General features: G+C 70.7%; 21 protein-coding genes. 9 read left to right on the forward strand and 12 right to left on the reverse strand.

The genetic code is table 11. The features are described 5' to 3' along the window. Together AB0K09_RS04620 and hutI are read left to right on the forward strand one after the other, a co-directional pair. Positions 1-875, forward strand: an 875-nt coding sequence (locus AB0K09_RS04620) for a formimidoylglutamate deiminase (protein WP_366063805.1), incomplete at its 5' end; no start/stop codon positions are given. Between the two features lie 20 nt (positions 876-895). Beyond that, positions 896-2,062, forward strand: a complete 1,167-nt coding sequence (gene hutI, locus AB0K09_RS04625; protein WP_366063806.1) for an imidazolonepropionase — start codon at positions 896-898, stop codon at positions 2,060-2,062. A gap of 29 nt (positions 2,063-2,091) precedes the next feature. On the opposite strand, the gene AB0K09_RS04630 is transcribed toward hutI, so the two are convergent. The 4 genes from AB0K09_RS04630 to AB0K09_RS04645 all read right to left on the reverse strand — a co-directional run bounded on the left by AB0K09_RS04630 (position 2,092) and on the right by AB0K09_RS04645 (position 5,884). Further along, on the reverse strand, positions 2,092-2,457 hold the full coding sequence (locus tag AB0K09_RS04630) for a hypothetical protein (RefSeq protein WP_366063807.1): 366 nt from the start codon (positions 2,455-2,457) through the stop codon (positions 2,092-2,094). Between the two features lie 220 nt (positions 2,458-2,677). After that, positions 2,678-4,138, reverse strand: coding sequence for a multicopper oxidase family protein (locus AB0K09_RS04635; RefSeq protein WP_366063808.1), 1,461 nt, complete (start codon positions 4,136-4,138; stop codon positions 2,678-2,680). A 2-nt stretch (positions 4,139-4,140) separates the two neighbouring features. Continuing rightward, a complete protein-coding gene (locus AB0K09_RS04640; protein WP_366063809.1) occupies positions 4,141-4,713 on the reverse strand; it encodes a hypothetical protein in 573 nt (190 codons plus the stop codon). Positions 4,714-4,924: 211 nt separating this feature from the next. Further along, complete coding sequence (locus AB0K09_RS04645) at positions 4,925-5,884, reverse strand: RNA polymerase sigma factor SigF (RefSeq protein WP_366063810.1); 960 nt, start codon at positions 5,882-5,884, stop codon at positions 4,925-4,927. Between the two features lie 229 nt (positions 5,885-6,113). On the opposite strand from AB0K09_RS04645, the gene AB0K09_RS04650 reads away from it, so the two are divergent. Both AB0K09_RS04650 and AB0K09_RS04655 read left to right on the forward strand, forming a co-directional pair. Next, positions 6,114-6,494: an STAS domain-containing protein gene (locus tag AB0K09_RS04650; protein ID WP_366063839.1), complete on the forward strand. Its 381-nt coding sequence runs from the start codon at positions 6,114-6,116 to the stop codon at positions 6,492-6,494. Between the two features lie 177 nt (positions 6,495-6,671). Further along, positions 6,672-7,184 carry an ATP-binding protein gene (locus AB0K09_RS04655; RefSeq protein WP_366063811.1) on the forward strand — a complete coding sequence of 171 codons (513 nt, stop codon included), beginning with the start codon at positions 6,672-6,674 and terminating at the stop codon, positions 7,182-7,184. Between the two features lie 46 nt (positions 7,185-7,230). Here AB0K09_RS04655 and AB0K09_RS04660 read toward each other — a convergent pair whose 3' ends face one another. The 3 genes from AB0K09_RS04660 to AB0K09_RS04670 are packed head-to-tail and all read right to left on the reverse strand — an operon-like array spanning position 7,231 to position 8,835. After that, on the reverse strand, positions 7,231-8,079 hold the full coding sequence (locus tag AB0K09_RS04660) for a helix-turn-helix transcriptional regulator (RefSeq protein WP_366063812.1): 849 nt from the start codon (positions 8,077-8,079) through the stop codon (positions 7,231-7,233). A gap of 14 nt (positions 8,080-8,093) precedes the next feature. Then, complete coding sequence (locus AB0K09_RS04665; protein WP_366063813.1) at positions 8,094-8,609, reverse strand: DUF6879 family protein; 516 nt, start codon at positions 8,607-8,609, stop codon at positions 8,094-8,096. Next, entirely contained in the window at positions 8,581-8,835 is a 255-nt protein-coding gene (locus AB0K09_RS04670) for a hypothetical protein (protein ID WP_362154555.1), read from the reverse strand. The genes AB0K09_RS04665 and AB0K09_RS04670 overlap by 29 nt, the downstream gene beginning before the upstream one ends. Positions 8,836-9,317: 482 nt before the next feature. Here AB0K09_RS04670 and AB0K09_RS04675 point away from each other — a divergent pair, with 482 nt between their 5' ends. The 3 genes from AB0K09_RS04675 (at position 9,318) to AB0K09_RS04685 (ending at position 9,987) form a co-directional block, all read left to right on the forward strand. After that, entirely contained in the window at positions 9,318-9,542 is a 225-nt protein-coding gene (locus tag AB0K09_RS04675; protein ID WP_366063814.1) for a hypothetical protein, read from the forward strand. 116 nt (positions 9,543-9,658) lie between these two features. Further along, the gene (locus tag AB0K09_RS04680) at positions 9,659-9,793 is read left to right on the forward strand and encodes a hypothetical protein (RefSeq protein WP_356288938.1); all 135 of its coding nucleotides are present in this window, start codon (positions 9,659-9,661) and stop codon (positions 9,791-9,793) included. A gap of 5 nt (positions 9,794-9,798) precedes the next feature. Further along, positions 9,799-9,987 carry a hypothetical protein gene (locus AB0K09_RS04685; protein ID WP_362154549.1) on the forward strand — a complete coding sequence of 63 codons (189 nt, stop codon included), beginning with the start codon at positions 9,799-9,801 and terminating at the stop codon, positions 9,985-9,987. A gap of 207 nt (positions 9,988-10,194) precedes the next feature. On the opposite strand, the gene AB0K09_RS04690 is transcribed toward AB0K09_RS04685, so the two are convergent. Then, complete coding sequence (locus AB0K09_RS04690) at positions 10,195-11,352, reverse strand: acyl-CoA dehydrogenase (RefSeq protein ID WP_366063815.1); 1,158 nt, start codon at positions 11,350-11,352, stop codon at positions 10,195-10,197. A gap of 198 nt (positions 11,353-11,550) precedes the next feature. On the opposite strand from AB0K09_RS04690, the gene AB0K09_RS04695 reads away from it, so the two are divergent. Further along, complete coding sequence (locus AB0K09_RS04695) at positions 11,551-12,891, forward strand: UDP-glucose/GDP-mannose dehydrogenase family protein (RefSeq protein WP_366063816.1); 1,341 nt, start codon at positions 11,551-11,553, stop codon at positions 12,889-12,891. 18 nt (positions 12,892-12,909) lie between these two features. On the opposite strand, the gene AB0K09_RS04700 is transcribed toward AB0K09_RS04695, so the two are convergent. After that, the gene (locus AB0K09_RS04700; RefSeq protein ID WP_366063817.1) at positions 12,910-14,190 is read right to left on the reverse strand and encodes an NAD(P)H-binding protein; all 1,281 of its coding nucleotides are present in this window, start codon (positions 14,188-14,190) and stop codon (positions 12,910-12,912) included. Between the two features lie 110 nt (positions 14,191-14,300). On the opposite strand from AB0K09_RS04700, the gene AB0K09_RS04705 reads away from it, so the two are divergent. Next, complete coding sequence (locus AB0K09_RS04705; protein ID WP_366063818.1) at positions 14,301-14,780, forward strand: MarR family winged helix-turn-helix transcriptional regulator; 480 nt, start codon at positions 14,301-14,303, stop codon at positions 14,778-14,780. Between the two features lie 37 nt (positions 14,781-14,817). Here the strand turns inward: AB0K09_RS04705 and AB0K09_RS04710 are convergent, their stop codons facing one another. The 3 genes from AB0K09_RS04710 to AB0K09_RS04720 are packed head-to-tail and all read right to left on the reverse strand — an operon-like array spanning position 14,818 to position 17,692. Continuing rightward, complete coding sequence (locus AB0K09_RS04710) at positions 14,818-16,005, reverse strand: dipeptidase (protein ID WP_366063840.1); 1,188 nt, start codon at positions 16,003-16,005, stop codon at positions 14,818-14,820. Between the two features lie 17 nt (positions 16,006-16,022). Then, the gene (gene purE / locus AB0K09_RS04715; protein ID WP_366063819.1) at positions 16,023-16,556 is read right to left on the reverse strand and encodes a 5-(carboxyamino)imidazole ribonucleotide mutase; all 534 of its coding nucleotides are present in this window, start codon (positions 16,554-16,556) and stop codon (positions 16,023-16,025) included. Then, positions 16,553-17,692 carry a 5-(carboxyamino)imidazole ribonucleotide synthase gene (locus AB0K09_RS04720; RefSeq protein ID WP_366063820.1) on the reverse strand — a complete coding sequence of 380 codons (1,140 nt, stop codon included), beginning with the start codon at positions 17,690-17,692 and terminating at the stop codon, positions 16,553-16,555. Before AB0K09_RS04720 ends, purE begins: the two co-directional genes overlap by 4 nt. Positions 17,693-17,897 lie beyond the last annotated feature (205 nt).

Below are 17,897 nucleotides of genomic sequence, written 5' to 3' on the forward strand. Positions count from 1 at the left end.
CCTCCGCCATAGCAGATGGACGCCGCGGCGAGGCACCCAACCCCCACCAGCTGCGCTTCTCCGACGGCACGGCCGCCGCCTGGGCCGAGCGCGTATCCGCGCTCAAGCCCGGCGGGGAGCACGCCCGCGTCGGCGCCGCGATCCACTCCGTGCGCGCCGTGCCCGCCGCCGAGCTGTCCACCGTCGCCGGCTGGGCCGCCGAACGTGAAGCGCCCCTGCACGTCCACCTCTCGGAGCAGACCGCCGAGAACGAGGCCTGCCACGCCGCGCACGGGCGCACCCCCACCCGGCTCCTCGCCGACCACGGCGTCCTCGGACCGCGCACCACCGCCGTGCACGCCACGCACCTCACCGACGAGGACATCTCCCTCCTCGGCGGCTCCCGCACCGGCACCTGCATGTGCCCCACCACCGAACGGGACCTCGCCGACGGCATCGGCCCCGCCGTCGCCCTCCAGCGGGCCGGCAGCCCGCTCTCCCTCGGCAGCGACAGCCACGCCGTCATCGACCTGTTCGAAGAGGCCCGGGCCATGGAGCTCGACGAGCGCCTGCGCACCCGCACCCGCGGCCACTGGGCCGCCGCCGCCCTGCTGCGCGCCGCGACCGCCGACGGTCACGCCGCGCTCGGCTGGGACGGGGCGGGCCGGATCGAGCCGGGCGCGCTCGCGGACTTCACGACGATCGCGCTGGACTCCGTCCGTACGGCCGGGCCGCCGGCGCGGCTGGGCGCCGAGACGGCCGTATTCGCGGCGACCGGTGCGGACGTCCGGCACACGGTCGTCGGCGGCCGGCACGTCGTACGCGACGGGGTCCACCAGCTCGTACCCGACGTACCGCGAGCGCTGGCCGACTCCATCGCCGCCCTGAGCGGCTGACGCCGAGGACCGGAGAAAGCATGAGCACGGCAATCATCAACATCAGCAGTCTCGTCACCAACGACCCCTCCCTCGGTGAAGGCCCCCTCGGCCTGATCCAGGACGCGGCGGTCGTCATCGACGACGACCGCGTCGCCTGGGTCGGTGAGACAAGCAAAGCACCCGCCACTGACAACGCCGTCGACGCCGAGGGGCGGGCCGCCCTCCCCGGTTTCGTCGACTCCCACTCCCACCTCGTCTTCGCAGGTGACCGCACCGCCGAGTTCAACGCCCGGATGTCGGGCCAGAGCTACAGCGCCGGCGGCATCCGCACCACCGTCGCCGCCACCCGCGCCGCCACCGACGAGCAGCTGGAGGCCAACCTCCTGCGCTACCTCGGCGAGGCCCTCCGGCAGGGCACCACCACCCTGGAGACCAAGTCCGGCTACGGCCTGACCACCCGCGACGAGGCCCGCGCCCTGCGCATCGCCGCCGCCCACACCGAGGAGGTCACCTACCTCGGCGCCCACGTCGTCGCCCCCGAGTTCGCCGGCGACCCCGAGGCCTACGTCGCCCTCGTCACCGGCGAGATGCTCGACGCCTGCGCCCCGCACGCCCGCTGGGTCGACGTCTTCGTCGAACGCGGCGCCTTCGACGGCGACCAGGCCCGCGCCGTCCTGACCGCCGGACGGGCCAAGGGCCTCACCCCGCGCGTCCACGCCAACCAGCTGGGCCACGGCCCCGGCGTCCAACTGGCCGTGGAACTGGGGGCCGCCTCCGCCGACCACTGCACGCACCTCACCGAGGCCGACGTCGACGCCCTCGCGAACAGCGGGACGGTCGCCACGCTCCTCCCCGGCGCCGAGTTCTCCACCCGCGCGCAGTGGCCGAACGCGCGCCGTCTCCTGGACGCGGGCGCCACCGTCGCGCTCTCCACCGACTGCAACCCCGGCTCGTCCTTCACCAGCTCCATGCCGTTCTGCATCGCCCTCGCGGTCCGCGACATGGGCATGACCCCCGACGAGGCCGTCTGGTCCGCCACGGCCGGTGGCGCCGCCGCCCTCCGCCGCGACGACCTCGGCCGCCTCACCCCCGGCGCCCGGGCCGACCTGGCCCTGCTCGACGCCCCCTCGCACGTCCACCTCGCCTACCGCCCGGGCGTCCCCCTGGTATCGGCGGTCTGGAAGAAGGGCGTACGGGCCCTCTGAGGGCCCCCCGGCCACCCGGCCTGCTCCGGCTACCCGGTCTGCTCCCGCATGTGCGTCATGACGGCGCCCAGCTGGTCCGTCGGCGAGAAGATCAGGAAAGCGCTGTCCTCCAGCGCCTCGGGAGCATGGCCGGGCGCCCAGTAGAACGTCTCCCCGGCTTCGTACATCTCCTCGCCCGCGGCGGTCCGCAGCCGGACCCGCCCCTCGGCGAGGAACCCCCAGTGCGGGCACTGGCACAGGTCGTCCGGCAGCCCCTTGAGCGCGGGCCCGAGGTCCATCCCCCGGTCCGCCCGCACGTAGAGCACGGTCATGCCCCCGCCGAGCTCCTGCGTGCGCATCTCGACGCCGTCGCCGGAGAAGGTGATGGGCGTGGTGTCGCGCGTGGTCGACGTCATGGCTCCTCCTCTGCCGGATCCGCCCGCTCGGAGCATTTGCCTCCGTTTTTAAGGTACGACTGGGCCGGAAGGGCCGCGAGTGGTCGGTCTCCGAGCCGCGCTCGGCCGGCACCCCGCACCGGACGGCGTCCGGAGGGGCACTGGCCGGGGCGGCCGGGATGCCGGTGCGCCGCAGCCCGCCGTTCGCCGGCGGGGCCGCGGCGCACCCATGCGGAAACGTTTATGCCTTGACGTCCAGTCGCGCCATCTGTCCGAAGGACGCGTGGCTCAGCTGGTGGCAGTGGTACACGTACTCACCCGGGTAGCCCTCCCAGCGGATCGCCACCTTCACCGTGTCGCCCGGCGCGATGATGACCGTGTCCTTCAGGCCCTGCTCGCCCGGGGCCACCGGCTTGCCGTTGCGTTCCACGACGCGGAACGGGACCAGGTGGATGTGGAAGCTGTGGTGGAGGTGGAAGTTCGGCGCCGGCGCCGGGGTGTCGCCGTTGGTGATGGTCCAGAGCTCCGTGGTACCGAGCTTGACCTCGGTGTCGACGCGCGCCGGGTCGTACTGCTGGCCGTTGATGACCGGCTTCGGATAGAGGTTGAGCGTGAAGTTCCGCTCGGCGTCGAACTTCTTCGGCACCGGGGGAAGGTACGCCAGGCGGTGCGGGACCCGGCTCGGGTCCTCGGCCTCGCGGACGATGTCGAAGCGGAGCACCTCCGCCTTCTCGATGTCCAGCGCCGCCGTGTTCTGCAGGACGATCGAGTCGCCGACGTCGTAACGGGAGAAGTCGACGACGACCTCGGCGCGTTCGGCGCCCGCCAGGGTGATCTCGTTGATGGTCACCGGGTGCTCCAGCAGGCCCGCGTCGCTGGCGATCTGCTGGAACTCCGAGCCGTCCGCGAGTCGCAGGGTCACGTGGCGGTTGATGGAGACGTTGTACAGGCGGAAGCGGTAACGCCGGGCGGCGACCTGGAAGTACGGCCGCTCCTTGCCGTTGACCAGCATGTTGTTGCAGAACTGGGGGAACGCCTGGACGAGCGAGCCGTCCGTCTCGATGCGGGCGTCGCGGATCATCAGCGGGACGTCGTACTGCCCGCGCGGCAGCGGCAGCCGGCACTCGTCCCGGTCGCTGATGTGGTACATGCCGTGCAGGCCCTGGAAGACGTTGCCGACCTCCACGTGGTGCGCGTGGTCGTGGTACCAGAGCGAGGCGGCGACCTGCCGGTTCGGGTACAGGTACTCCCGCGAGGTGCCCGGCGCGATGGTGGCCATGGGCAGGCCGTCGCTCGCCGAGGGGGTGTGGCCGCCGTGCAGGTGCACGGACGTGTCCACGGCCAGGTCGTTGAACTGCCGGATGAGGACCTCACGGCCGCTGGTGGCCTTGATGGTCGGACCGGGGAAGGAGCCGTCGTATGTCTTCAGCGTCGTCTGCAGGCCCTTGACGATCTCGTGCTGGGACTGCTTCATGTGGATCTCGTAGACGTCCCGGGAGGCCGTCCGGGACGTCGGCCGCAGCACGCGCGGGATGGGCATCGCGTGGGCGAAGGTGGCAGCCGGGGCCGGATCGCCGAGGGGGGTGACGCCCGCACCGGCGGGCCCCTTGGCCGTCGCCTCCGCCACGACCCGCTCCAGGGGTAACAGGGCGACAGCTCCGCCGACGGCGCCTATCTTGATCAGGTTTCTTCTGTTGAGCATGGCTAAGGGGTTCCTTCGGTGACGGAGGTGGGAGCGGTACGGGCGGTACGGGCCCGGGCGGAGCGCCCCGAGGACCACGGCACGCCCAGGACGGCGACGAGGACGATGCCGAGCAGGAAGCTGTAGCGCAGCGCGGTGGCGGAGTCGACGACGACGGCGGAGAACAGGGAGCCCTGCCCACCGTGCGTCAGCCGGCCGGCCAGCCAGGCGATCGGGGTGGTGGCCAGGACACCGGCGATCGCGCCCGCGGCCACGAAGGCCAGCGCGGAGGCGAGTTCGCCCGCGCGGAAGCGGGCGAGCAGCCGGCGCAGGGCGAGCGAGGCGACGGTCAGGGCGGGCAGCAGCAGATAGACGGCGGCCACGACCAGGGCGAGGAAGAGCGGCCCGCCGCTCAGCTCCGCGGCCGCCTGCGGCGTGCCCGGGAGCCCGTGCCCCGCGTGCTCGCCCAGCCCCGCGCCCGCGATGTCCGCGCCGGATCCGAAGGGGAGTCGCTCGGTGGCCGCGCCGTCGTACACCACCCAGGCGACGAGCAGTGCCTGCGCGTATCCCACCGCCGCGAGCGGTCCGATACGCAAGGTCCGTAAGTTACCTAAGCGGCTCAGCAGCCGTCTGGCGATCCGCGTCACGGATCGATAGCTAACCACCCGGCGATCGACTTCGGCGGAAACTCCGCGCGAACTTGTCACTTGTACGCCACGAGCGATCAGAAGTCGCTCAACATGCTTGTGCCGCACGGCAGTTGCCGTGCGGCACAAGGGGATTTCCGGGCATCGAACGAGGAAGGAATCACTCCTCGGTGAGCAGCCCCCGGCGGAGCCGGACGAGGGTGCGCGAGAGCAGCCGGGAGACGTGCATCTGCGAGATGCCGAGCTCGTCGCCGATCTCGGACTGGGTCATGTTCGCCACGAAGCGCAGGGAGAGGATCTTCCGGTCGCGGGGCGACAGTTCGGCGATCAGCGGCTTGAGCGACTCGACGTACTCGACGCCCTCCAGGTCGTGGTCCTCGTAGCCGATGCGGTCCGACAGCGATCCTTCGGTGTCGTCCTCCTCGGCCTGCGCGTCCAGCGAGCTCGCGGTGTAGGCGTTGCTCGCGGCCATGCCCTCGACGACCTCGTCCTCGCCGATGCCGAGCCGTTCGGCCAGTTCGGCGACGGTGGGGGAGCGGTCGAGCTGCTGGGCCAGCTCGTCGCCGGCCTTGGCCAGATCCAGCCGCAGTTCCTGCAGACGGCGCGGCACGCGCACGGACCAGCTGGTGTCGCGGAAGAAGCGCTTGATCTCGCCGATGATGGTCGGCATCGCGAAAGTGGGGAACTCGACGCCCCGGCTGAGCTCGAAGCGGTCGATCGCCTTGATCAGCCCGATGGTGCCGACCTGGATGATGTCCTCCATCGGTTCGCTGCGGGTGCGGAACCGGGAGGCGGCGAACCTCACGAGCGCCAGATTGAGTTCGACCAGGGTGTTGCGTACGTACGCGTAGTCGTGGGTGCCCTCTTCGAGCGCTTCCAGTCGCGCGAAGAGCGTCTTGGACAGGGCCCGCGCGTCGACCGGTCCCACCTCGTCGAACGGGGGGATCTCCGGAAGCCCGTCGAGCCCGTCGAGCCCGTCGGGTCGGTCGGGTCCGGGGTCGGCCGGGTGGCCGGTCTGCTCGGGTGTGGTCGCCGACGAGGCGGTTTCCCGAAGGCGGTCGGTTGCGTGGACCTCTACGGGACGCTGTTCGTCGAGCCGGGGTGACATAGTCTCCTCCATCGTTCTCGGCATGTGGCTGCCGATGCCCTTACGCCTCTGCTGCGGTTTGCGGCGCCTCCAAAGCCGTCTGTGGTGGATGTCCTCTACTAGCCGTACCTGGGTTCACCTTCCGATGGCAAGTGCGCTATGTCCGTATCTGTCCATAATCGATGGAAGTTTGGCTTCCGGCGCCCGTATTGAAGGCGTAGGGTTTCCGCAGCGTCACGCGGGTAACCACGAAGGGATGCGCATGGAGTGCGGGGACACCGGGGGCAAGGCCGAGAGCGTCAGCAGGGGCCGCTTGCATGTGGAGTTCCGGCGCCTCGGCGGCAGCGCGATCCTCACGCCCGGTGGTGAGCTCGACCACAGTACGGCGGACGTGCTGCGCGAAGTGCTGGACGACTGCGTCGACGCGGGCGCCGTGCGCTGCGTGATCGACTGCTCGAAGCTGGAGTTCTGTGACTCGACCGGGCTGAACGTCCTGCTCGGCGCCCGGCTGAAGGCCGAGGCGGCGGGCGGTTCGGTCCATCTGGTGGCCATGCGGCCCGCCGTCTCCCGGGTCTTCGAGATCACGGGAGCGGGAGCCGTCTTCACCGTGCACGACACGCTCGACTCGGCCCTGGCCGACTGAATTCCGGAAGATCGCGCCGTGCCCTGGGCGATGTCTCACGCGTTGCGTGAGTCACAGGGCCGGATCGAATCGGGGGGTGTTCTTGCGGTTCGTCCGGGCAGGAGACTGCTGAATCCCTTGACGTGTGTGAGATGACCATCATTTTTCGAATCGGCGACTCGGTGAGGTGAAGCGCTGATGAGCACCACCCGGCCCTCCCCGCCGTCGCCGGACGAGCCGGGCCCCCAGGCGGCGGGAGACGGCCCGGCCGCCGCCCCGCCGGCCAGCTCCTCCGGGCCGGCCGGGCAGGCCCGCAAGCTCCCCCTGGCGGGCGCCAGCGGCGCGGTGCCCCTCTCCCGGGACTTCACCCGCCAGGCGCTCTACGACTGGGGCTGGCTCCCCGCCGCCTCGGCCGACCACCGGGCCGCCGCCGAGGACGTGCTGCTGGTCGTCTCCGAGCTCGTCACCAACGCGTGCCTGCACGCGGACGGCCCCGAGGAGCTGCGCGTCAGCCGCGCGGGCAAGGTGCTGCGCCTGGAGGTCTCCGACCTCGGCACCGGCACCCCGGCCCCCCGCACCCCGCACCGCGCGGGCCGCCCCGGCGGCCACGGGATGTTCATCGTGCAGCGGCTCTGCCTCGACTGGGGCGTCGTGCGGCACGACCGCGGCATGGGCAAGACGGTCTGGGCGGAGCTGGCCGGCCCGGTGTAGGCGTCCCGCGCACCCCGCGCCGCCTGCCGGGCGCCGCCCTTGCTGGTCAGCCCAGGGATGCCACCGCTCCCGCAATGAGGGCACGGGCCGCCGCTCCTCTTGTGGCCTGCTGCGAGAGAGCTCCGAAGGCACGGGCGTACAGCTCGACCTGGCTGGGCTGTGTGAGCGTGGAAGCAGCATCCAGCGTGTCCGCGTGCACCCTGCCTTCATCGAAGATGGTGAAGGTCGGCATGGGCCACACGTGCCGTTGTGTCGAGAACGGAATGATGCCCACGGCGACGTTCTGAAGGTCCATGGCCCCGAGCAAGTGGCCGAGCTGTGCGGCCATGGTTTCAGCGCTGCACAGCCGGTACCGCAAGACCGACTCCTCCAGCACGAACGAGAACCGGTGTGCACCACTGGTCAGCACCGCGTTACGTCTCATGCGGGCCTCCACGGCATCGCTCACATCATCCGGAGTGCCCCGGAAACCCGCGATGGACGACAGCAGAGCAGCGGCGTATCCAGAGGTCTGAAGGAAACCGGGTATCACGTCGGAGACGTAGACCCGGAAGGTCTTAGTTTGTTGGTACAGGTCCCCTGTGGCCTCCTGCAGCCGCCGGAGGCCGGTCCGCTGGAGACGCTTCCACTGCACATGAGCATCTGCGGACTGCCGGTTTGCCGCGATCAAGTCAGGCGTCTGATCGTCGGCGGCGCAGGCCTGGCACCAGGCTCGGATATCCGCATCGGAGGGAGGTGTCTTGGCGTTCTCAATCCGGGACGACTTCGACTCCGACCAACCGCACCTGACGGCCAGCTCCCGCCCGCTGATCCCGGCGTCCTTCCGGATCTCACGCAGACGCCCTGCAAGATCCTCGCGGGCCTTCTGGACGTGTGAAGAGGGGTGCGGGGGCATGGAGCCGGCTTTCCTCAGACCTGGTACTGGTGGTGCGGGATCGCTCGCGCCCAAACTGCTTCGAAGGCAGTGGAGCACAGCTTCACGGCTTCCGCATCCGCCGTGATCTCGTCCTCCACGACCGCACCGTCACCTGAGAAGTGATGCACCCGGAGCAGCGCATCATCGAACAGCCAGAAGTCATTCCCCGGCAGGGCGATAGCCGTGGCCAGCCGCCGTGGCAGCCAGCGGACTACCTCACCGGCCGTGACGTTGGCATGGGTGACGTAGTGCTCCCACCGGATGTAGTCCGATACCGGCTCGGAGATCACCCGAGCCCTGCGGATCACCACGCCCCTGGACACTGTGTCCGCGATCAGCTGGTCATAGGGATGCCACCAGGACTCGCGATCCTCCCAATTGATCCGCTCGCCACGCTTCCACGCCTTGAACCGGTCCGTGGCAGCGTACGAGTCACGAAGTTCCAGGTGGACGGCGGATCGCTGGCACTGGCCAAGCAGCTCAGCGAAGCTGGGCACGCTCGACGGCATCACACGCCTCCCTGATCATCGGAATCATGCGGGCCGGAATCCTGACGATGGCCTCGTTGTCAGGCACCGGACCGTTTGCGGGGCTGGTTCCTTCGCACTCCGCCTGAGTCTCCGGGCTCGGCTGCCACCCCTGCAGCAAGATCTCCTGAGCTTCCGCGTCCGCCCACACGGTAGGGCAGTGGTCCCGGTCGGTGTTGGGGTCGATCCCAACGAACTCTACGGCCATGGCAGGCTCCCTGGTCCAGGTACTTGCTCGGGCTTGCATCAGCTTCTTCGACCTGGAGAGATGGCGTCAATACCGCCATGAGCCAGGCCAATTGGCGTGCAAGCTCATGCAAGTTTGTGGAGCCCGACGCTCCCCGATTCCTACGGTCGTCACATCGACGTGGAATCGATCAGGAGGGCGGCCATGGTGGGCGGCAACGAGGCGCACGACATCGGACCGGCTGACCACATGAGCAGCGGGGAAGCGCGACGCTTCCTGTCACAGCTCTCCGGAGCCTTCGGTGTCGGCGGTGTACTCCTGGTGCGCAAGTCCGGTCGTGGCCCGGAGGAAGCCGACCTCGCACCCAGCGATGGCCTCAAGTGGCCCAGATGCCAATGCAGGGACCGACGTTGCCCGGACTACGAGCCCCCGGCGGAACCGTCCCCCGAAGGGCTGACCGCCAAGGTCGCCGAAGCCAATCGGCGGAGCCGTAGGAGCGGGCTGTGAGCATCAAGGCAGTCATGCGGTACGTGGTGCAAAGGATCACCGAGCACCCCGATACAGACGTGACCTTTGAGGCCGAGTGCCTGCACTGCAAGTGGAAGGTGACCTCCGCTGACGAGTCGGCGGCCGTCGACGTGGAGTGCATGAGCCACACGGGCCGGTCCGGACACTCCGGCTTTCGGCGGATCCGAACGTCGTTCGCGATGGTGGTCCGCGCCGAGTAGAGACCCCCACCCCGGTCGTGGGAACCCTGGACAGGTCGAGAGGCCGGGGCGGGTCGCGCAACGGCACAGGGTCGGTTCCCTGTGCCCTGGTGTCCTACAAGAGGGAGCACGCGAAAATGGGTAAGAAGAACGAAGACGAATGGGACCCGCAGGCCAACCAGGGTCAGGCCACCGACCCCGACACCCGGGTCTCGCAGAACGGTGACGTTCACAGCAGCATGGCTGACGACGAGGACCGCGAAGGGAAGTAACACCCGTGATCCACGGCGAGAACCTGGCGAAAGACCTGCGACGTGATCACGGCTTCGTTCACGTCGGACGCACCGGGGACGGCAACGCCGTGGTCATGCGCAAGGGCGAGAGGTGGACCGTGGTCCCCCTCCGCTGGCTCACCGAAGAGGCGGTAGACACCATCAAGGCCAAAGCTGGGATCAGCCTCGTGTGAGCGTCCAGCGACCAACCAACGCCCCTGCCAGGAACGGCAGGGGCGTTTGTTGGTTGCCTCGCAGGTCAGCAGGCATTTTCACCCCAGCGTCAGCCCAGGATTTCCCCAGCATGACGCCCAGGGACGGCCACGACCGGGCCGGAACGGACCGAAGCCCAGGGCAGCCGTTCCGACAGCGGAAGACTGCCCCTGACCTGCGAAATGCCGCTACGGCAGGTTCCTCGCCATCACGATGCGCTGCACCTGGTTCGTGCCCTCGTAGATCTGCGTGATCTTGGCGTCGCGCATCATGCGCTCCACCGGGTAGTCACGGGTGTAGCCGTAGCCGCCGAGCAGCTGGACGGCGTCGGTGGTGATCTCCATGGCGGCGTCGGAGGCGTAGCACTTGGCCGCCGCGCCGTAGAAGGTCAGGTCGGAGTCGACGCGCTCGGACTTCGCCGCGGCCGCGTAGGTCAGCTGGCGGGCCGCCTCCAGCTTCATGGCCATGTCGGCCAGCATGAACTGGACGCCCTGGAAGTCGGCGATCGGCTTGCCGAACTGCTTGCGCTCCTGGACGTAGCCCTTGGCGTAGTCGAGGGCGCCCTGCGCGATGCCGAGGGCCTGGGCCGCGATGGTGATGCGGGTGTGGTCCAGGGTCTTCATCGCGGTCGCGAAGCCGGTGCCCTCCTCGCCGATCATGCGGTCGGCGGGGATGCGGACGTTGTCCAGGTAGACCTCGCGGGTCGGCGAGCCCTTGATGCCGAGCTTCTTCTCCGGCGCGCCGAAGGAGACGCCCTCGTCGGACTTCTCGACGACGAAGGCGGAGATGCCCTTCGAGCGCTTCTCCGGGTCGGTGACGGCCATGACCGTGTAGTACTCGGAGACGCCGGCGTTGGTGATCCAGCGCTTGACGCCGTTGAGCACCCAGAAGTCGCCGTCGCGCACGGCACGGGTCTTCATGCCGGCCGCGTCCGAGCCCGCGTCGGGCTCGCTCAGGCAGTACGAGAACATCGCGTCGCCCTTGGCGAGCGGGCCCATGTACTTCTTCTTCAGCTCCTCGGAGCCGGAGAGGATCACCGGCAGCGAGCCGAGCTTGTTGACGGCCGGGATGAGGGAGGAGGAGGCGCAGACACGGGCCACCTCCTCGATCACGATCACGGTGGCCAGGGCGTCGGCGCCCGCGCCGCCGTACTCCTCGGGGACGTGCACCGCGTGCAGGTCGGCCGCGCGGAGGGCGTCCAGGGCCTCCTGCGGGAAGCGGCCCTCCTCGTCCACCTCGGCGGCGAACGGGGCGATCTTCGCCTCGGCCAGCGAGCGCACGACCTTGCGGAGCTCATCGTGCTCCTCGGACGGCCGGTACAGGTCGAAGTCCTTTGATCCCGCCAAGGTGTACTCCCCAGAGCGCGTTAACTACCGTTTAGTAACCAAGATTCTAGGGGTGGCCGCGGGAATGCGGGTACGTGAGTTTGCCGACAGCCGCGAAACCCCTGTGGCCTCTCCCTGACGCTCCCCCGACCGGGCCCCGACTATGCTCGGGCACCGCAGTCCAGCAGGCCGTACCGACAGCAGCACATGGAGCACCGCATGGCCCCCAAGATCACCGTGATCGGCACCGGATACCTCGGCGCCACGCACGCCGCGGCCATGGCCGAGCTCGGGTTCGAGGTCCTGGGCCTCGACGTGGTGCCCGAGAAGATCGCGATGCTCGAGCGGGGCGAGGTCCCCATGTACGAGCCCGGGCTGGAGGAGCTGCTGCGCCGGCACGTCGCCGGAATCGAGGGCTCGACCGGGCGGCTGCGCTTCACCACGTCCTGGGACGAGGTCGCCGAGTTCGGAGACGTGCACTTCATCTGCGTGAACACCCCGCAGAAGCACGGCGAGTACGCCTGCGACATGTCGTACGTCGAGAGCGCCGTCACCTCCCTGGCCCCCCGGCTGCACCGGCCCGCCCTGGTCGTCGGCAAGTCCACCGTCCCGGTCGGCAGCGCGGCGCGCCTGGCCGGTCTGCTCGCCGAGCTGGCCCCGGCGGGCGCGGACGTGGAGCTCGCCTGGAACCCCGAGTTCCTGCGCGAGGGCTTCGCCGTCCAGGACACGCTGCACCCGGACCGCATCGTCGTCGGTGTCGCCGGCGAGCGCGCGGAGAAGCTGCTGCGCGAGGTCTACGCCACTCCCATCGACGAGGGCTCGCCCTTCGTCGTCGCCGACTATCCGACCGCCGAGCTGGTCAAGACCGCCGCGAACTCCTTCCTCGCCACGAAGATCTCCTTCATCAACGCCATGGCCGAGGTCTGCGAGGCCGCCGACGGAGACGTCGCGAAGCTGGCCGAGGCCATCGGCCACGACGAGCGCATCGGCAAGAAGTTCCTGCGCGCCGGCATCGGCTTCGGCGGCGGCTGCCTGCCGAAGGACATCCGCGCCTTCATGGCCCGCGCCGGGGAGCTCGGCGCCGACCAGGCGCTGACCTTCCTCCGCGAGGTCGACTCCATCAACATGCGCCGCCGCTCCCACATGGTCGAGCTCGCCCGCGAGACGGTCGGCGGCAGCTTCCTGGGGCAGCGGGTCGCGGTCCTCGGCGCCACCTTCAAGCCGGACTCGGACGACGTCCGGGACTCGCCCGCGCTCAACGTCGCGGGCCAGATCCACCTCCAGGGCGCGCAGGTCACCATCTACGACCCCAAGGGCATGGAGAACGCCCGCCGGGTCTTCCCGACCCTCGCCTACGCGGCGAGCGCGCTGGAGGCGTGCCGGGGGGCGGACGTGGTGCTGCACCTCACGGAGTGGCGGGAGTTCCGCGAGCTGGACGCGGCGGCCCTCGGCGAGGTCGTGGCCGAGCGGCGCCTGCTGGACGGGCGCAACGCGCTGGACCCCGCGGTCTGGCGCGCGGCGGGGTGGACGTACCGGGCGCTGGGGCGTCCCAAGGCGTAGCGTCCCAGGGGTCCGGCGCTAGCGCCCTTGCGGCAGGGCGGCCTCCGCGTTGGCGGCCAGCCGCTCCAGGACGCTCATGGCGGTGCGGTACTCCTCCGGGGAGATGCCGGCCGAAGCCAGTTCGCGGAAGGAGCCGACGCGGGCGCCGACCTCGGTGAGCCGGGCGCGGCCGTCGCCGGTCAGTGCGAGCCGTCCGGGCGCCGGGCGGGTGAGCCAGTCGCCGGCGACCGCCTTCTCGACGACGGCGGTCAGGGTGGCGGCGTCGGCGTGGACGGCCATCACCTCCAGGACACGGGCGTCGGTGGCCCGCTCCTCGTCGGCGACGACGTTGAGGACCTGCCAGCCGAGCCGGGTGAGGCCGTGGTCCGCGAGCAGGGCGTCCATCGCGCCGGTGAGCGCCTTGTCGGCGCGCCTGAGCCAGTAGCCGATGGGCCGGGGCTTCGGCTGCGCGTCCTCGCGGGGCGCCATGAAGGCGTGGGCGTTCTCCTCGGCCCATTGCCGGAAGGTCCGGGCGGGGCGGCCGAGCAGGGTCGCGGTGGTGTCCGCGAGGGCGGCGGGGCCGTCGCAGGCGGCTTCCCACAGATCGAGCAGGGAGGCCACGTACGCCGCCGGCATGCGGGCGGTCATCTGCTGCTCGGCCTCGGCGCGGCTGATCTCCTCGACGGTGACCGGTTGGCCGGTGACGTCGGCGATGACGGCCAGCTGCTCGCGGAAGGTGAGCGACTCGGGGCCGGTGAGGGTGACGGCACGGCCGGTGAAGGCGTCGCCGGTCAGGGCCTCGACGGCGACGTCGGCGATGTCGTGCGGGTGGATCGCCGCGACCTGCGCGCCGGGGAAGGGCAGCCGGACGGGCAGTGAGCGGGTGAGGGCGTGCGCCCAGTGCAGGGCGTTGCCGGCGAAGGCATCCGGGCGCAGGAACGTCCAGGCGAGCCGGGAGGCGGCGAGGGCGCGTTCGACGGTGAGGTTGTGGTGCGCGAGCGGGTCGTCCTCCGCGCCGGGTCCGGCGGCCGTGGACGAGGAGAGCAGGACGACGTGCTCGACTCCGGCGGCCTCGGCGGTCTTGACGAACTCCTCGACGTCGGCGGGCTCGGGGTAGAGGAAGACGCGGCGGACGCCCCGGAGGGCGGGGGCGAAGGTCGCGGGCCGGTCGAGGACGAGTTCGGCGGTCTCGACGCCGACCGGGACGGTGAGCTCGTCGGGCCGGGCGCTGGCGGCGCGGACGGGGGCGCCTGCCGCGTGCAGGCGGGCGATGACGGCTTGGGCGACGGTGCCGCGCCCGCCGGTGACAAGGATGGTCACAGGGGCTCCTGAGATAGTTGACTGACTGCAATTGCATGCAAGCATGCATGCAATTGCGTGTCAACAGACATATCCTTGGAGGGTCGCAGCCAGTGCGTAAGGTGGAATGCATGACGAAGCACGAACCGGAGTCGGCGGAAGCGCTGCTCGACGCCGTCGGCCCGGCGTTCGGCAGACTGCGGCGGTCCTCGCTCCTGGAGATCGAGAACCCGATGTCGCAGAAGGACCTGACGCGCACCCTGGTCCTCCACCACGTCCTGGAGGCCGAGCAGGACGACGCCCGCGAGGTGACGGTGGGGGCGGTGGCCGCGCACCTGGGCACGGACCCCTCGGTGGCCAGCCGTATGGTCTCCGACTGCATCTCCGCCGGCTACCTGCTGCGCGCCGCCTCCCAGCAGGACGGCCGCCGCACGGTCCTGCACCTCACGCCGGAGGGCCGGGAGCTGATGGCCCGTCTGCGTCGCAACCAGCGCGCGGCCTTCGAACACGTCACGGCGGACTGGGCCGAGGCGGAACGCCTGGAGTTCGCCCGCCTCATGCTGAAGTACGTCGCGTCCCAGGACGCCCTCAGGACGCGGAACCCGGACTGAGGGCCCGCCGCACGCGGCCGCGGCGGCGGACCGTGACTCAGCCGTCCAGCTGGTCGATCGTCGCGATCGACGGCTCCCGCACCGCGCGCAGGTCCCTGGAGACGGCCTCCGCGTCGCGCAGCACGCGCACCGCGTTCCGCCAGGTCAGCTTCGCCAGGTCGGCGTCCGACCAGCCCCGGCGCAGGAGCTCGGCGAGCAGGTTGGGGTAGCCCGCGACGTCCGCGAGGTCGTCCGGGGTGAAGGCGGTGCCGTCGAAGTCGCCGCCCACGCCGATGTGGTCGATGCCGGCGACCTCGCGCATGTGGTCGAGGTGGTCGGCGACCGTCGCGGCCGTGGCGCGCGGGCGCGGGTGGTCCGCCTCGAAGGCGCGCTGGACCGCCATGCCCCCGGGGGTGGTGTCGAGGGGGTGCAGGCCGTGGGCGCGCATGTTCTCGTCCGCCTGCCGGGTCCACTCGATCGCGGCGGGCAGGATGAACTTCGGGACGAACGTCGCCATGGCGACGCCCCCGTTCGCCGCGAGCGCGGCGAGGACGTCGTCGGGGACGTTGCGTGGGTGGTCGCAGACCGTGCGCGCGGAGGAGTGCGAGAAGACGACCGGTGCCTCGCTGACCCGCAGGGCGTCCCGCATGGTGTCGGCGGATACGTGCGAGAGGTCGACGAGCATGCCGAGGCGGTTCATCTCGCGGACGACCTCCTCGCCGAAGCGCGTCAGGCCGCCCGCCACGGGCGTGTCCGTCGCCGAGTCCGCCCACGGGACGTTGTCGTTGTGGGTGAGCGTCATGTAGCGCACGCCGAGCCGGTGCAGGGCGCGCAGCGTGGCGAGGGAGCAGTTGATGCTGTGGCCGCCCTCGGCGCCCATCAGGGACGCGATGCGGCCCTCGGCGCGCGCGGCCTCCATGTCGTCGGCGGTGAGGGCGAGCCGCAGCTCGTCCGGGTGCCGGTCGACGAGCCGCCGTACGACGTCGATCTGCTCCAGCGTCGCGGAGACCGCGTCGTCCCCGGCCATGTCCGCGCGGACGAACACCGACCAGAACTGGGCGCCCACCCCGCCCGCCCGCAGCCGGGGCAGATCGGTGTGGAGGACGCCGCTCTGATCCGCGGCGACGTCGAGGCGGTCGAGGTCGTAGCGGACGTGCTCGCGCAGCGCCCACGGCAGGTCGTTGTGGCCGTCGACGACCGGGTGCGCGGCCAGCAGCTCCCGGGCGCGGGCGAGCTCGGCGCCCACCGCGCCCTCCGCGGCACTCACTTGCCGAACCCGAAGCCGAGCGAGCCCTGGACCTTGGAGCGCAGCCGCCGGCCCTTCTCGGTGGCCTGCTCGTTGAGCTCCTCCTGGAAGTGGCGCATGCGGGCGCGCAGTTCCGGGTCGTGCGCGGCGAGCATCCGCACGGCCAGCAGCCCGGCGTTGCGCGCGCCGGCGACGGAGACCGTGGCGACCGGCACGCCGGCCGGCATCTGCACGATCGACAGCAGCGAGTCCATGCCGTCCAGGTACTTCAGCGGCACCGGCACGCCGATGACCGGCAGCGGCGTGACGGAGGCCAGCATGCCCGGCAGATGGGCGGCTCCGCCCGCGCCCGCGATGATCGCCTTCAGGCCGCGGCCGTCGGCCCGCTCCCCGTACTCGACCATCTCGCGCGGCATGCGGTGCGCGGAGACGACGTCGACCTCGTAGGGGACCTCGAACTCGTCGAGCGCCTTGGCGGCGGCCTCCATGACGGGCCAGTCCGAGTCGGAGCCCATGACGATGCCGATGAGGGGGGAGCGGGGGGAGCTCATTCCGTGATCGTTCCTCGCAGATAGCCGGCGGCGTGGCGCGCGCGCTCGCGCACGTCCGCCAGATCGTCGCCGTAAGTGTTGACGTGTCCGACCTTGCGGCCGGGCTTCACGTCCTTGCCGTACATATGGATCTTCAGTCCGGGGTCCCGCGCCATGCAATGGAGGTACGCGGAATACATGTCCGGATAGTCGCCGCCGAGAACATTGGCCATGACGGTCCACTTCGCGCGCGGGCGCGGATCGCCGAGCGGGAGGTCGAGCACGGCCCGGACGTGGTTGGCGAACTGCGAGGTGATCGCGCCGTCCTGGGTCCAGTGCCCGGAGTTGTGCGGCCGCATGGCCAGCTCGTTGACGAGGACCCGGCCGTCGCGGGTCTCGAAGAGCTCCACGGCCAGATGGCCGACCACGCCCAGCTCCTGGGCGATCTTCAGCGCCATCTGCTGCGCCTCGGCGGACAGCCCGGGGGGCAGCCCGGGCGCCGGCGCGATCACCGTGTCGCACACGCCGTCGACCTGGATCGACTCGACGACGGGGTACGAGACGGCCTGGCCGTGCGGGGAGCGGACGACATTGGCGGCGAGCTCGCGGGTGAAGTCGACCTTCTCCTCGGCGAGCACGGGCACGCCGGCCCGGAAGGCGTCGGCGGCGTCGGCGGGGGAGCGCACGATCCACACGCCCTTGCCGTCGTAGCCGCCGCGCACGGTCTTCAGGACCACCGGGAAGCCCTCGCCCTCGGTGGCGAAGCGCTCCACGTCGGCCGGATCGGCCACGATCCGGTGCCGGGGACAGGGCACCCCGATCTCGGTCAGCTTCGCCCGCATCACGCCCTTGTCCTGGGCGTGCACCAGCGCGTCGGGCCCCGGGCGGACGGGGATGCCGTCGGCCTCCAGGGCACGCAGGTGTTCGGTCGGAACGTGCTCGTGATCGAAGGTGATCACATCACAGCCTTGTGCGAAAGCACGAAGGGTGTCCAGGTCGCGGTAGTCGCCGATGACGACCTCGCTCACCACCTGGGCCGCCGAGTCCTGCGGGGTATCGCTGAGCAGCTTGAACCTGATGCCGAGGGGGATGCCCGCCTCGTGGGTCATGCGGGCGAGCTGGCCGCCGCCGACCATGCCGACTACCGGAAACGTCACGCCCCCAGAGTATCCGTACGCACGAACCATCCTGACCGCTCATGGATGATCGTCCAACGACGGAATCCGTCGTTCCGGGACGTTTCCGGCAGTGGATCACTGGCCGATACGCAGTGCCGGGACCCGCGTTCGCCGCCCGTTCATCCCCTCTCCCCAGCCGCCACCGGGGCGGGCTGGTTAGCATGAGGGCTGCCCCACGCCATCC

Origin of the sequence: Streptomyces sp. NPDC049577 (assembly GCF_040675635.1) — a bacterium.
GTDB lineage: Bacteria > Actinomycetota > Actinomycetes > Streptomycetales > Streptomycetaceae > Streptomyces.

Coding starts and splice junctions, on each gene's coding strand:
- hutI (WP_366063806.1), top strand. CDS start 896: ATGAGCACGGCAATCATCAACATCAGCAGTCTCGTCACCAACGACCCC.
- AB0K09_RS04630 (WP_366063807.1), bottom strand. CDS start 2,457: ATGACGTCGACCACGCGCGACACCACGCCCATCACCTTCTCCGGCGAC.
- AB0K09_RS04635 (WP_366063808.1), bottom strand. CDS start 4,138: ATGCTCAACAGAAGAAACCTGATCAAGATAGGCGCCGTCGGCGGAGCT.
- AB0K09_RS04645 (WP_366063810.1), bottom strand. CDS start 5,884: ATGGAGGAGACTATGTCACCCCGGCTCGACGAACAGCGTCCCGTAGAG.
- AB0K09_RS04650 (WP_366063839.1), top strand. CDS start 6,114: ATGGAGTGCGGGGACACCGGGGGCAAGGCCGAGAGCGTCAGCAGGGGC.
- AB0K09_RS04655 (WP_366063811.1), top strand. CDS start 6,672: ATGAGCACCACCCGGCCCTCCCCGCCGTCGCCGGACGAGCCGGGCCCC.
- AB0K09_RS04660 (WP_366063812.1), bottom strand. CDS start 8,079: ATGCCCCCGCACCCCTCTTCACACGTCCAGAAGGCCCGCGAGGATCTT.
- AB0K09_RS04665 (WP_366063813.1), bottom strand. CDS start 8,609: ATGCCGTCGAGCGTGCCCAGCTTCGCTGAGCTGCTTGGCCAGTGCCAG.
- AB0K09_RS04670 (WP_362154555.1), bottom strand. CDS start 8,835: ATGGCCGTAGAGTTCGTTGGGATCGACCCCAACACCGACCGGGACCAC.
- AB0K09_RS04680 (WP_356288938.1), top strand. CDS start 9,659: ATGGGTAAGAAGAACGAAGACGAATGGGACCCGCAGGCCAACCAGGGT.
- AB0K09_RS04695 (WP_366063816.1), top strand. CDS start 11,551: ATGGCCCCCAAGATCACCGTGATCGGCACCGGATACCTCGGCGCCACG.
- AB0K09_RS04705 (WP_366063818.1), top strand. CDS start 14,301: ATGACGAAGCACGAACCGGAGTCGGCGGAAGCGCTGCTCGACGCCGTC.
- purE (WP_366063819.1), bottom strand. CDS start 16,556: ATGAGCTCCCCCCGCTCCCCCCTCATCGGCATCGTCATGGGCTCCGAC.